General features: G+C 62.4%; 10 protein-coding genes. 2 read left to right on the top strand and 8 right to left on the bottom strand.

All coding sequences use genetic code 11. The features are described 5' to 3' along the window. Window positions 1-68 precede the first annotated feature (68 nt). Complete coding sequence (locus JQ604_RS20360; protein WP_212360417.1) at window positions 69-503, top strand: hypothetical protein; 435 nt, start codon at window positions 69-71, stop codon at window positions 501-503. Window positions 504-632: 129 nt separating this feature from the next. Here JQ604_RS20360 and JQ604_RS20355 read toward each other — a convergent pair whose 3' ends face one another. From JQ604_RS20355 to JQ604_RS20345, 3 genes are all read right to left on the bottom strand, one after another. Continuing rightward, window positions 633-2,381 carry an adenylate/guanylate cyclase domain-containing protein gene (locus JQ604_RS20355; protein ID WP_349631125.1) on the bottom strand — a complete coding sequence of 583 codons (1,749 nt, stop codon included), beginning with the start codon at window positions 2,379-2,381 and terminating at the stop codon, window positions 633-635. Window positions 2,382-2,750: 369 nt separating this feature from the next. Further along, complete coding sequence (gene ftsZ, locus JQ604_RS20350) at window positions 2,751-3,815, bottom strand: cell division protein FtsZ (RefSeq protein WP_212360413.1); 1,065 nt, start codon at window positions 3,813-3,815, stop codon at window positions 2,751-2,753. Between the two features lie 314 nt (window positions 3,816-4,129). Continuing rightward, complete coding sequence (locus JQ604_RS20345; RefSeq protein WP_212360755.1) at window positions 4,130-4,558, bottom strand: hypothetical protein; 429 nt, start codon at window positions 4,556-4,558, stop codon at window positions 4,130-4,132. Window positions 4,559-4,794: 236 nt separating this feature from the next. On the opposite strand from JQ604_RS20345, the gene JQ604_RS20340 reads away from it, so the two are divergent. Continuing rightward, window positions 4,795-4,947, top strand: coding sequence for a hypothetical protein (locus JQ604_RS20340; RefSeq protein ID WP_212360409.1), 153 nt, complete (start codon window positions 4,795-4,797; stop codon window positions 4,945-4,947). A 2-nt stretch (window positions 4,948-4,949) separates the two neighbouring features. Here JQ604_RS20340 and JQ604_RS20335 read toward each other — a convergent pair whose 3' ends face one another. From JQ604_RS20335 to JQ604_RS20315, 5 genes are all read right to left on the bottom strand, one after another. Continuing rightward, window positions 4,950-5,453 carry a hypothetical protein gene (locus JQ604_RS20335; RefSeq protein ID WP_212360405.1) on the bottom strand — a complete coding sequence of 168 codons (504 nt, stop codon included), beginning with the start codon at window positions 5,451-5,453 and terminating at the stop codon, window positions 4,950-4,952. Further along, window positions 5,450-5,896: a hypothetical protein gene (locus JQ604_RS20330; RefSeq protein ID WP_212360401.1), complete on the bottom strand. Its 447-nt coding sequence runs from the start codon at window positions 5,894-5,896 to the stop codon at window positions 5,450-5,452. The genes JQ604_RS20335 and JQ604_RS20330 overlap by 4 nt, the downstream gene beginning before the upstream one ends. 837 nt (window positions 5,897-6,733) lie before the next feature. Then, on the bottom strand, window positions 6,734-9,136 hold the full coding sequence (locus JQ604_RS20325; RefSeq protein ID WP_212360397.1) for an EAL domain-containing protein: 2,403 nt from the start codon (window positions 9,134-9,136) through the stop codon (window positions 6,734-6,736). A 143-nt stretch (window positions 9,137-9,279) separates the two neighbouring features. Continuing rightward, the gene (locus tag JQ604_RS20320) at window positions 9,280-11,286 is read right to left on the bottom strand and encodes a S9 family peptidase (protein WP_212360392.1); all 2,007 of its coding nucleotides are present in this window, start codon (window positions 11,284-11,286) and stop codon (window positions 9,280-9,282) included. Window positions 11,287-11,357: 71 nt separating this feature from the next. Further along, window positions 11,358-12,779, bottom strand: coding sequence for an MFS transporter (locus JQ604_RS20315; protein WP_212360388.1), 1,422 nt, complete (start codon window positions 12,777-12,779; stop codon window positions 11,358-11,360). Window positions 12,780-13,144 lie beyond the last annotated feature (365 nt).

Genomic DNA, 13,144 nt, shown 5'->3' with positions numbered 1-13,144 from the left:
CTGCGTTCCACACCTGTGTTGCCCGCGCGCGCTTGCGCGGCATTGTCGCTTCATCCTACAAGCGGAGCATGGCCGAGACGACTTATTTTCCGCGTTATCTGATCCTGGGCGGCGCCATGATTTCCGGCGTGCTGCTGGCGCTGGCCGTGCACATGCTCGGCGCGCGCTACGGGCTCGATCTCGGCGGCCTGTGGCGCTCCGATACCCGCGAGTTCATGCCGGCGGGCGCGGCGATCGCGTGGTGGCTGATCGCGGGCGTCGGATTTTCCGGCGGCTACTTCACCGCCAATCTGATGCACAGTGCGGTGTCCGGCCAGATCCCGCAACGGATGCGGCATTTCCTGATCGCGGTCGGTGTGCTGATCCTGGCCGGCGTCGGACAGGCGGCGTCCGCGCCAAGCCCGATCCCGACCATATCAGGCGTGCTGGCGGGCCTCGCGGCGCTCTGCCTCGGCGCCGCGATGGCGTTCTGCGGCGCTTATTTCGCGATGCGCAAGGGCTAGGGTGTACACTCATAATTTATTCCGCACGAGTCTGTTTCAGCTCTGAAAGCAGACATCACGGCGTCGAGGACCGAGGAGTGCTAGGGGCCACAAGCTGTCATTCGTCAACTCGCCTGCGCGAGCATGCGCTCATTCGGGTAGCCCCGCTTTGCGGAGTCCCTCAATGTAAAGCTTCAACTTGGATACTCCGCCCCGGGCGATTAACGCCGACAGTGTGAAAGCACGGTCAAGCTCAAGCAGACAAGCCGCAGCCTCACGCGCCTCAGCATCGCGGTCGAGATGCGCGAAAGCGGAGGCGAGACAACGGTAAGCTACCGAATAGGAATTGTTCCAACGAAGAGCTTTCTTCGCTGCGGCGATCGCCTCCTCGAAACGGCCAAGCTCGATAAGAGCAAAACCCATACCAACAAGCGTTTGGTGCAGCATTGGGTCAACTGGGCTCATGCGCAAGGCGCGTTCAAAGCCACAAACAGCATCCTCGGGCCGCCCCGCGGCTTCATAGACCCAAGCTCTAGCGAGCCATGCGGTATGTGAATTCGCGTTGAGCTCGATCGCCCGATCGGCCATTTCGATCTCACCTTCGATATCGCCGACCATGAAAGCTGAGATCATCGCGGCGAGTGCTAGCATTTCGGGATCCACGCCTTCGCTGTCCAATGCCAATCGAGAAAGGCGAATTGCTTCGCTGCGCTCGAATTGAGGATCGCTAGCGTAACCATAGAGAACGTTTAGCATGTGGCAGATGCCCGCTAAACCAGCAGCGACGCAGTACCGAGGATCTAGCTCCAGAGCGCGATGGGCCAGCCTGATCGCCTCGGCATGCCCTTCGCGCGTCGCCAGGTAGAACTGGTGCATACCTCGGAGAAAAAGATCGTATGCGGTAAGGTTCTCTGATCGTCGCCGTACGGCCAGTGTGATCTCTGTCTGACGCAGCTTCGGCTGGATGGCCGACACGATTGCGACCGTGAGCTCGTCCTGTAGCGCGAATATGTCCGTCAGATCCCGCTCAAACCTGTCCGCCCAAATATGCGCGCCGGTCACCGCATCGATCAGCTGGCCGGTAATGCGAACTTTCCCCGCTGCCTTGCGCACCGATCCCTCCAGAACGTAGCCCACGCCAAGCCTGCGCCCGACCTCCTTGATATCGACCGCTCGGCCTTTGAACGTGAAGCTCGAATTGCGCGCAATCACAAAGAGGAACTTGAACCGCGACAGCGCTGTAATGATCTCCTCCACCATCCCATCCGCGAAGTATTCCTGTTCGCTATCGCCGCTCATGTTCTCGAACGGCAGCACGGCGATAGATGGTTTCTCTGGGCGTGGTGGGCCCACGACAGTTAGTCTATCGATCAGCGCGCTATACGCTCCCGCGCATACAGCAAAAGCGCGGACCGGCTTCGAGATATTCTTGAGCTGCTGTTCGCCCCGATCCTCGAAGCCAACGTCCAGCTTGCCGTCGACCTCGCTGTACACCTTTTCGGAAATCAGGATGCCGCCCGGATCGGCGACCCCTTCTAGTCGGACTGCGATGTTAATTCCGTCGCCAAAAAGATCGCCATCAGCCCCGACGATAACCTCCCCGAGATTGACCCCAATGCGTAGCTTAAGGGGGCTTCGGCCTGACGCTATGCGTTCCTGCATCTCCACCGCGCATCTCACCGCAGCCGACGGACTCGCGAACTCGACAAGCGCGCCATCACCTGTTGTCTTGATAAGTCGCCCTTCATGGCTGCAGAGGCTTGGCTCGATCAATTCTCGCTTGAGCCGCTCGAACTCGGCGTACGTGGCTTCCTCGGCACGTTGCATGAGCGCCGAATAACCGACCACGTCAGCGGCCAAGATTGCTGCTAATCGCCTATGAATCCGCTGCTCGGTCACGACACCCTCGGAAAGGACCAGACCGCAGGTGCCCGCCACCCAGCTATCGCCGCCACGTTAGGCACGCTCCGTGGTATACTCAGCCTAGCACTTTGCCGTGGTTTTTGGGCGGAAATTGCAGGAGCCTTGCCTCCAACGGCACTCGCCGGGCGGCGCAGAGGCTGACAAGCATGCGCCGGCTCGGGAAGTCCGAGTCGGGGTCAATCGCGTCGGGTACCGTTTCTCCTCCGGTCCACCCCCGCAAACGGACATCACCAGACCACGCCGACATATCTCAAACGGGCCATAACCGGAAGTAACCGAGTGCCCGGCGTTCAAGTGGACCGGATCAGCCAAGGTCGGACCGACGCCCGATGCGGTGCGCGTCGGTCAGCGGTGTACTACGCTCGGTCCGGCGACCTGACGGCTGTCGTTGCGCAGCCTGCCGGCGAGTTCTGCAAGTGAGCTTTCCGCCGGTCGCGCCTGCGGCGCCGGGTCGAGATTATCAATGCCGGTCGCCACGACCGAGACGCGGACGGTCCCCTCCAGGCTTTCATCGAACGATGCGCCAATGATGATGTTGGCGTCCGGGTCGCACTCGTCGCGAATGCGGGTGGCAGCTTCGTCGACCTCGAATAGCATCAGGTCCTTGCCGCCAGTGATCGAGATGATCAGGCCGCTCGCACGCTTGATCGAGGGGTCCTCGATCAAAGGATTGGAAATCGCGGCCACGGCGGCGGTGAGCACGCGGTTTGCGCCGGAAGCCTCGCCCCTGCCCATCATGGCCTTGCCCTTCTCGCGCATGACGGCGAGAACGTCGGCAAAATCGAGGTTGATCAGTCCTTCCTTGACGATGAGGTCGCTGATGCAGGCCACACCCGAATAAAGCACCTGATCGGCCAACGCGAAGGCATTGGAGAACGTGGTCTTCTCGTTGGCCACCCGGAAAAGATTCTGGTTCGGGATGATCAGCAGAGTGTCGACCACCTTCAGCAGTTCCGCGATGCCGGCCTCGGCATGGCGCATGCGGCGCTGACCCTCGAAGTGGAACGGCTTGGTGACGACACCGATGGTGAGAATGCCAAGCTCACGCGCAGTCCTGGCGATAATCGGCGCTGCGCCGGTGCCGGTACCGCCGCCCATGCCCGCAGTCACGAACACCATGTGTGCGCCGGTCAAATGATCGCGGATCGCGTCGATCGTCTCTTCGGCTGCGGCGCGCCCCACTTCAGGATGCGAGCCCGCGCCGAGACCTTCCGTCACCCGCGTGCCCATCTGGATGAGACGCCCGGCCTTCGACATGGTCAGCGCCTGTGCATCGGTATTGGCGACGATGAAGTCTACGCCTTGCAGCCCGGCTGCGATCATGTTGTTGACTGCATTGCCACCGGCACCGCCGACCCCAAACACGGTAATGCGCGCCTTCATCTCGCGAATATCGGTCGTGTTGGTCATTTTTGCCTCGCAGTTGCTCCACCGAGCTGGGGTATGAGAGGGCACGGATTGCTTTACACCAGGGCTTTGCTCCGAAGTGAGCGCGGCGAGCGCAGTCGTATGGCAAGCGACGAGCCAGCCACTGGCGAGATTTTCAGGCACGCACCTGGCGAGGCATATGTCAGCGTTTCGGCGGACACGGCCGTTCTCCTGGAACGAACCGAGCGGCAATCGGCTGATGGTGGCAGGCTAGGCCGCTATGGTTAACGAATTCGTAACGGGGGAGGCCGTGGCCTGTCTCCTGAGCGTGACCGGCGGGGATTGCCGCGCACGCCCTAGCAAGGCTTGTACATCGCCTGCAGCACCTTGCCGCTCAGGTAGATCATTTGAGGCCTCAACCCGCCGCGCGCGGCGATCCAGCGTTGCACCGACCTCGGATACATCGAATACAGCAACATGGTTCCTTCACGATTGGTGCTGGTGCGACCATCGGTGCCGAAATCATACGCGGCGTGGAAACCGAGCGTCGCGCGCGAGGTCACGCAGATCTTCTCGCGAGGGACCGCACCGAGGACAATGGTGCAGGCCGAGGCACAGAGACCGTCAATGATCACGGACTCGCCTGACGAGCGCAGGTGCTGGAATTTGGAAACGTAGGTTCCGAGTTGACCGCCCGGATCATCCGCAATGCGGACTGCCGCATGACTTGCCCCCATGCCCGCAAGCAAGAGAACGGCCGCAAGCAAACCCGTTGCGAATTTCATGTCCCCACCCTTGTTCGAGCAAACGGATTCGATCGTTTTGCGTGATGCGCGAAACAACAAAAGCAGTTCGTGGCCTTGCGTGAGCACCCGTGATTCCAGAAGCGCGTTCACAGACGCACGTCATGATCCCTGGGTTTTTCCCAACGAATGCAGCCTTAGACGATTGCAATCAGCGGCTTAATTGAACGTAAGTCATCGTGGACCACCAAAGGAGTCACAGGACGATACGAAGGTTTATGGCGCTCGTCCTCGAAGCCGACCACTTCCGCAACGGGTCAGGAGCGGCGGTCGCCGCAACCATCGTGCATCGTCCGGTTCCGGCCGACAGCGGACATGGGCGGCGGGTGCTGCGTTGTTCAGCTCAGGGCCAGAACCTGACGTTTGCTTAACGCTAGAGCTTTCCTTTGCGCCGGCCGATCATATTGGCGAGGATTAGTTGAACGTTGTGGCCTTCATGGTCTGTCAACGACGGAAAAAATGTTCGAACGTAGGCGGTAATCTCTTCCCCGATCTCGTAGGTCCGGCGGCTATCATCCCCAAATGCGACATCTTCAAAACGCTTCAATAGATCAGCGTTGGCTGCAACCTCAGCAGCAAGCGGAGCGAGTTCTTCCAAGCTCCGCGTAACCACGCCACTCAGCTGCAGGCGATTGCCCTGGCTCACTGCCTGCCTATCAGGAACTCCGGCCACGTCACGGCGAAACCGTCTTCCTTCCTCGGTCCAACGGCCAAATCGTGTATTCACAGCCTCCATTAATCCGAAGCCAGCGAGGACTTCGAGAGCACGCTCGCCAGCACTTTGGGAGCTGCTGTCAACCTGGTCGCCATGCTCGGTAAGATGCTGACATACCATCTTGACGAGCGCGACCAGCAGCTTCTGTTCTCGTTCGGTCATGTATTGCACGCCCCAATGATTTGGCCGTCCGGCTTCACGAGCGCCGCAAGCAACAAGAGAAATGGGCAGGCAAACCACAGATCGAAACCCAATCGGACGCTCTTTACAACTAGCTCAGCGTCCATGACATGCATCGAAGTTGCTGTGACGGTCGAAATGACGAGCGCGATAGCCGCGCACGCGAAGGCTATTTTGACGTAGGGCGGCCACGGTATCGCGGAAAGCAGCATCAACGGATTGGCGAACCACCCGAATTGCCACTTAAAGACGGCGAAGGGCCCAAACAGCAGAAGCCACCAGCCTACCCACTGCTGTGTTCTGTCAGGGTCATGGTTAGCTTCAACGGTCTCGACTGCAGGCAAAAACAGTGACGCGGTAAAAAATAGGGCTGCCGCGATGTAAAGCATCATCTGCAACTGCAGAGCACGACGACCCGAAATCATGACTGAGGCTCCACTTACCGTTCGCCAACACCGTCGCTACGGTTGTCTCTTAGTAATGAAACAACTATGAAAGACACTCCCGCACTTTTATGCGGAGTGGACGTAGGATCGGAGCAACACCTAACAGGCAATTAATTCTGCTTCGGGTCACGAGCGGCGGTCACCGCAAACCATCGTACATCGTCCGGGTTCCGGCCGACAGCCGACATGGGCGGTGCGGCGTTGTTCAACTCCGGGCCAATTCCGGACTAAGGCGCCGCAGGGAAATTGCAATCCTTAAGGTGCCAGCGAGACACGCTAATCTAGCTACCTGAGTAAGCAATCGAGCACCAGCAACGACGGGACCTGAGACCATGCGGCTGCCATGAGGCACATGCCAGCCATCACGTGCTCGCCCGGCACCAACACTGACGAGGTGTCAGCTTCAGCTTGTTTTCGAACGCACCATTCCCAACGAATGGCAATAAAAAGCGGAAGCGCTAACGTTACAAGCGGCCAGACCACCAGCAAAGACCACGGAGAGCCTTCGGACCACTGGAAAAACTGCCAGCCAGGACAGCCAGGCGGAGCAGCAATCAAAAGCGGTAGGGTCGCTGCCCCAGCCGAGAAGAGCGCTGCGATGAATACAGCGATGCGAGGAAAGATCATTGCATCCGGTCCAAGCCCGGGTTCGCATCTTAAACGGGAGTTCTATCCGAAGTACCAACGGATCGGCGTGAACTTGTCGAACTCTCCAAAGGCCCGCAATGGGTCAGGATCAGGCATCTCTGACTCGCCCGAGCTTGTCCCCTCATTGTCCAATAGCAGCCGCTCGGATTTATGAGTACACGCCCTGGATCACGCGACGTCCCGGTCCGGCGCCTTGCGCAGCATCCGCGCCACCTCGGCGGCCGGGCGCGGCGGGCTGAACAGATAGCCCTGCGCCTGCGTGCAGCCTTCCTGGCGCAACAGGTCGAACTGCGCATCGGTCTCGACGCCTTCCGCCGTGGTGACGATACCGAGGCTCTTGCCTAGGCCGGTCACGGCACGGACGATCGCCATCGATTCATCGCGGGTGGCGAGATCGGTGACGAAGGAGCGGTCGATCTTGATCTTGTCGAACGGGAAGCTGCGCAGATAGCTCAGCGAGGAATAGCCCGTGCCGAAATCGTCGAGCGAGATCCGCACGCCGAAGCCGCGCAGCTCGTGCAGCACGGCGAGCGTGGATTCGCTATTCTGCAGCAGCACCGATTCGGTGATCTCGAGCTCGAGGCGGCTCGCCGATAGGCCGGAAGTCTGGAGCGCGGTCTTCACCGACGCCACCAGGTTCGGATTCTTGAACTGCACCGGCGACAGATTGACGGCGACCGAGATGTCCTGCGGCCAGGTTGCGGCATCCGCGCAGGCCTTGCGCAACACCGTGTCGCCGAGCGAAACGATCAACCCGGTCTCCTCGGCCAGCGGAATGAAGTGATACGGCGCGATCAGGCCGCGCAACGGATGGTTCCAGCGCACCAGCGCCTCGAACGCGACGACCTCGTTGCCGGCGACGTCGCGAATCGGCTGATAATGCACCTCGAACTCGTCGCGCTGCAGCGCCAGCCGCAGATCGCGCTCCAGCATCCGCCGCGCCTGGGCACGCGCATCCATGCCGGTCTCGAAGAAGCGGTAGGTGCCGCGGCCGTCTGCCTTGGCGCGGTACAGCGCAAGATCGGCCTTCTGCAGCAACTCGTCGGGATTGATGCCGTCCTCGGGCGACAGCGAGATGCCGATGCTGACGCCGATCACGAGCTGATGGCCGCCGATCTCGTAGGGCGCGCCGACCTTTTCGACCAGATGGCTGGCGAGCGCCGAGACCACCGAGGGATCGCAATTGCTGCAGAACTGCACGATCGCGAATTCGTCGCCGCCGAGCCGCGCCACGGTGTCGTGCTCGGTTACGCAGTCGCGCAGCCGCTGAGCCACGTCCTTCAGCAGCGCATCGCCGACGGGATGGCCGAGCGTGTCGTTGATTTCCTTGAAGTGGTCGAGATCGAGACAGAGCACCGCGAGCTGATCGGCCCGCTTGGCGAGCCGGAGCGCCTTCTCGAGCTGCTCGCGGAACAGGGTGCGGTTCGGCAGATTGGTCAGCGCGTCATGGCGCGCCATGTGCGAGATCCGCGCCTGCGCCTCCTGCCATTCGGTGACGTCCTCGAAGGTCGCAACCCAGCCGCCGCCCTTCATCGGCTGATCGACCACGCGGATCACCCGGCCCTGGCGGGTGAGGGTACGGGTCGCCGTCCGATTGGCCCTGGCTTCGGCGATCAGGCCGGTGACGAACTCCTCGGGATCGCCTTCCCACTGGCCCTTCGAGCGGAGATCCTGCAGCACGTCGATCAGGAGACGGCCCTGCAGCCGCATCTGGCTGCGCCCCATCATCTCGCCGTAGCGTTCGTTGAAGTGCATGATGCGACCGTCGGCATCGAACATGCACAGGCCCTGCGACATGTTCTCCAGCGCGGTGTCGAGCACCAGCTTCTGCTTGTGCAGCGCGCTTTCCGCCCGACGATCGAGGATCGCTGCGATGAGCGCGACGGCGAGAATGGCGAAGGCGCCGAGCGCCGTCATGAACGACAGCGTCACAGGGGCAATGGACATGGAATCGATGGAGATCGTCGGATCAGGCACGAGCATCACCGCGCCCATCGCCGTGAAATGGTGCGAGACGATCGCCACCGTCATCAACACGGTGGCGATCGCGGCGGAAGCAAAGGTGTCCCGACGGGACGCTACGACGAGGCCGACTGCCGCAAACAGGCCTCCGAGCAGAACGGATGCGACGACGATCCCCGGCGACCAGGTGATGCGTGCCGGCACTTCGAGTGCTGCCATACCGGTGTAGTGCATGGCCGCAACGCCGGCTCCGACGATGGCGCCACCGGCCGCGATCGTCGACCAGCGTGAATTGAGCAGCGCGACGGAGAGGCCTGCCGCGCAAATCGCGATTGCGAGCACCAGCGACAATACGGTGACGGGAATGTTGTATGCAGCACCGACGCCGGGATCATAAGCCAGCATCGCGACGAAGTGCGTGGCCCAGATACCGCAACCGCTTGCAACGGCGTCGAGGGCGACCCAGATCTCACGGGCGCGACCTCGCGAGGCTTGCGCGCGGCGAAACAGGCTGACTGCGACTGCGCTGGCAAGGAGGCAAATCGCACCGCCGAGAACGACGAGCCGCCAATCATGCTCATAGGTGAGACAGGTCAGAACGCGATACATTACAGGCCCCCGTTATTGACCTGTAACAACAGCCCGATTGGTGCATTTAAGGTAACCGGTGCTGCTTCGGCTCTGCGGATGGTGAACAAAGCTTTGCGCGGCACGGACAATGTCGCGTTAACACGCCGGCTTTGCCACACCCGTTATCCGGAAATTCCCGGGATCAGTTCGCCGCCCGTCTCGATCTTCAGCGAGGAACCGGCAAAGTCGTTGCCGACAGGCTGATAGCGGCCGCCAAGATGCTTGGCGAGAAACGCCTCGGTGACGCCGTAGAACGCCAGCCGGTTCTGCGGCCGCACGAAGCCGTGCCCTTCGTCGGGGAAGGTGATGTAGGTGACGGGCACGCCGCGCTGCTTGAGTGCATCAACCATCTGCTCGGACTCGGCTGCGACGACGCGGACGTCGCGCATGCCCTGCGCGATCAGGATCGGCCGCGTGGCGCGATCGATATGGGTGAGCGGCGAGCGCTCGACCAGGAAGGCGCGCCCGGCCTCGGTGTCGGGATCGCCGAGACGATTTTTCCAGATGCTGATCCACGGCCCCCAATAGGGCGGGATCGTCGCCATGAAGGTGACGAGGTTGGAGATGCCGAAGAGATCGACAATGCAGGCGAATATTTCGGGCGTCCTGGTCGCGGCCACCAGCGCCGAATAGCCGCCATAGCTGCCGCCGAAGAAGCCGACCCGCTTCGGATCGGCGATGCCTTTCGTGATCGCCCAGTCGACGGCATCGATCAGATCGTCGTGCATCTTGCCGCCCCATTCATGGTCGGCGGCGGTGACGAAGGCTTTGCCGAAACCGGTCGAGCCGCGATAGTTCACGCTCAGCACCGCATAGCCGCGGCTGGCGAGCCATTGATGGACGGAGTTGAAGCCCCAATTGTCGCGCGCATAGGGGCCGCCATGGATCACCAGCACCAGCGGCACCGGCCCGGCATCTGCCTCCGGCGGCGTGGTGAGATAGCAATTGAGGCGCAGGCCGTCGCGGGCGGGAATCGTGACCGGCTGCATGCTGCGCAGCGCGACGCCCGCAAGCGACTTGCGCTGCGTGAACAGTTTTTTGACCTCGCGCTTGTCGCGATCGAGCAGCGCATATTCGCCACTCTCGGTGTCGCGCTCGTAGAACACGCTGACCAGACGTCGATCGGCGTTGGCGTTGACGAAGCTGATGTCGCCGGGTCCGTGGCGCTTGATGTCGACAAGGTCCCGCGTCAGGTTCGGGTCGATCGCATGCCATCGCGTGCGATCGGTGTTGGCTTGCGCGGCCAGCGGCCGCCGATCGTCGTCGAAATAGACGCGGACAATGTCGGCATCCTTGTCCTCGGCCAGCAGCGTGCTCTGGCCCGTCGCCATCTCGAGCGCGAACAGCGCCGCCTTGTCGCGGCCGCGTGAATCGATCAGGAACAGCGTCTTGCCGTCGGCGCTGAAGTCGAGCAGCTCGGTGGTGCTGCTGTCGCCGATCGGTATCTGCATGAATGGCGCCCAGCTGCCATCCGCGCGGCGCTCGAACACCTCGCTGGTGCCTTCCTTGTTGAGCCGCGAGGCGAGGCGCAGCTGGAACGCGCTGTCGGTGGCCAACGTGATGTAGTCGTGGTTCTCGTAGATCAGCTCGGAGGCGCCGGTGACGACATTGACCTTGAACAGGTCGAAATAGCGCTTGTCGCGCGCATTGTGCCGCAACAGGATTTCGTCGGGAAATTTGTGGCTGACCTCCTGCAGGAACGACTTCACGCCCTGCTCCGGCGACAGCAGCACGGTCGCACCATCAGAAATATCGACGCTGACGGCGCGGAAATTCTCGTCGCCGTCGCGCTCGCGGAAGAACACCAGATGACGGTTGGTGTGGGCCCAGCGGTAATAGGTCGAGATATTGCGGTCGGTCACCTTCGTCAGCGGTCGCCCGGCTGCGGGATCGGCGACCGGCGCGAGCCACAGATTGTTCACGCCGTCGACCGGCGCGATGTAAGCCAGGTGCTGGCCGTCCGGGCTGAGCTGGACGTTGACCGTGTCGGGATTGTCGAAGAACACTTTTCGCGCGACCAGCTCGGACGTGTCGGCATAGGCCGGGCCGAGCAGGTTCGCGAAAGGCAGCGACGCCCCCAGCATGGCGGCGCACTGCAACAGCAGACGACGGTCGATCGACAGATGCATCGAATGAACCCTCCGCCAATGCCAACAGCCATCGGCGGAGGGAGACTAGATGCGCGGTTGCGTCTTCGCAATCAACGGTTGGCCTGTTGCCGCTTCTGTGATCGCGCGCCAAGCGAGATCACCGCGGCAGCCGCGAGCAGCACGCCGGCGGAGATGATCAGCGCGGCGTGCAGGCCGCCGACAAAGGCCGAGGCCTGGCCGACCAGCGAGCCGAACAGGGCGACGCCAAGCACGCTGCCGGTCTGCCGGGTCGCGTTGAGCGCGCCCGCAGCGATGCCGGCGCGCGATTTCTCGACGCTGCCGAGCAGCGTCGACGTTAGCGGCGGCACCAAGAGGCCGAGGCCACCGCTCATCGCGATCATCTGCAGGCAGATCGCCCAATAGGGCGTGCCCTTGTGAATGCCGAGCATCGCCAGGCACCCAACGGCGGAGATCGCGGCACCCAGCGCAATCGTCGCGGGCGCGCCGATCCGTTCGGCAAGCCGCGGCGCCAGCAGATTGACCGGCAGCACCGCGCCCAGCATCGGCACGAACGCAAGGCCCGTCTGAAACGCGGTCAGGCCGTTGATCTGCTGGAAGTACAGGCTGAGCACGAAGATCAGTCCGTAGATCGCGACGTTGACGAGCAGACCGACCAGCGCGGTCGCTGCGAACATCCGGCACCTGAACAGCGACAGCGGCAGCATCGGCTGCGGCGCGCGCGCCTCGCGCCAGACGAACAGCAGCGCGCACAGCGCGGATACGGCAAAGCCCGCGATCACGAAGGGATCGTGCCAGCCCAAGGAGCCGCCCTCGATGATCGCGCCGGCCAGCAGGCCGAGCGCTGCGATCGCCGCGATCTGGCCAGGCAGATCGACCTCGCGTTGCGCCGAAGGCGTAGTCTCTGCGGCATAGCGCCAGGCGAGCCACAGGCCGGCGAGGCCGACCGGCAGGTTGACGAGAAAGATCGCGCGCCAGCCGACCACCGCGATCAAGGCACCGCCGACGAATGGCCCCGCGGTCAGCGCGAGGCTTGCCCCCGCGGCCCAGACACCGACGGCGCGGCCGCGCGCCTTGTCGTCGCTGTAGGCGTGGCTGAGCAAGGCGAGCGAATTCGGCACCAGGATCGCCGCCGCCAGCCCCTGCACGCAGCGCGCCGCGATCAGGGTCACTGCGTCAGGCGCCAGCGCGCAGGCCACCGACGCCGCGGTGAAGATGGCAAACCCCGCCATGAAGATCCGCTTGGCGCCGATCCGGTCGCCGAGCGCGCCCGACGTCAGGATGAAGGCGGCGAAGGCAATCGTGTAGGCGCTGACCACCCATTGCAGCTCGGTGACACCGCCGCCAAGCGATGTGCCGATCGCGTTGAGCGCGGTGTTGACGATGGTGACGTCGAGCTGCACGACGCCGTAGCCGAGCGACATCGCGGCCAGCGTCAGCGTCGTCGCCAGGTTTGATGGTTGCTGCGGGAACGCGGCGCGTTCCTCGGGCAGTTTGATGGAAGCGGTTTGCATGAGCCTACCTCGCGTCGGGATCAGTCCTGGAGATAGGTGTTCGCCGCCATCAGATACTTCGCTTCAGATCGAAGTGTGACGTTGATCCCCGGTGGAATCGGCCACCCCCGCGCGATGGGCATTCGCGCGGCGAATTGCCTCAATCGACCTACTGACTAGCCGGCCACCCGCAGATGCCCGAGCAAGCCGTCACGGTTTTGACGTCTTTGGTAAACGGCCGCATCGCCGTTTCCTTCCTCGCGCCTGACGCATGCGCCATATCCAATTTCGGATACCGGCTCTGCTCATCGAAACGCGCTGCCGTCGCTATGAAACCGCCAAATTACGGTGAAACCGATCCCGAATGGCGGAACATGCGGCGAATT

It is taken from the genome of Bradyrhizobium jicamae (assembly GCF_018130695.1).
Lineage (GTDB): Bacteria > Pseudomonadota > Alphaproteobacteria > Rhizobiales > Xanthobacteraceae > Bradyrhizobium > Bradyrhizobium jicamae_B.
The sequence above is the reverse complement of the archived record's forward strand: the minus strand, read 5'-3'. Positions and strand labels throughout refer to the sequence as shown.

Bases quoted from the DNA above. Each gene is read 5' to 3' on its own strand.
- JQ604_RS20360 (WP_212360417.1), top strand. From the start codon at position 69: ATGGCCGAGACGACTTATTTTCCGCGTTATCTGATCCTGGGCGGCGCC.
- ftsZ (WP_212360413.1), bottom strand. From the start codon at position 3,815: ATGACCAACACGACCGATATTCGCGAGATGAAGGCGCGCATTACCGTG.
- JQ604_RS20345 (WP_212360755.1), bottom strand. From the start codon at position 4,558: ATGAAATTCGCAACGGGTTTGCTTGCGGCCGTTCTCTTGCTTGCGGGC.
- JQ604_RS20340 (WP_212360409.1), top strand. From the start codon at position 4,795: ATGGCGCTCGTCCTCGAAGCCGACCACTTCCGCAACGGGTCAGGAGCG.
- JQ604_RS20335 (WP_212360405.1), bottom strand. From the start codon at position 5,453: ATGACCGAACGAGAACAGAAGCTGCTGGTCGCGCTCGTCAAGATGGTA.
- JQ604_RS20330 (WP_212360401.1), bottom strand. From the start codon at position 5,896: ATGATTTCGGGTCGTCGTGCTCTGCAGTTGCAGATGATGCTTTACATC.
- JQ604_RS20325 (WP_212360397.1), bottom strand. From the start codon at position 9,136: ATGTATCGCGTTCTGACCTGTCTCACCTATGAGCATGATTGGCGGCTC.
- JQ604_RS20320 (WP_212360392.1), bottom strand. From the start codon at position 11,286: ATGCATCTGTCGATCGACCGTCGTCTGCTGTTGCAGTGCGCCGCCATG.
- JQ604_RS20315 (WP_212360388.1), bottom strand. From the start codon at position 12,779: ATGCAAACCGCTTCCATCAAACTGCCCGAGGAACGCGCCGCGTTCCCG.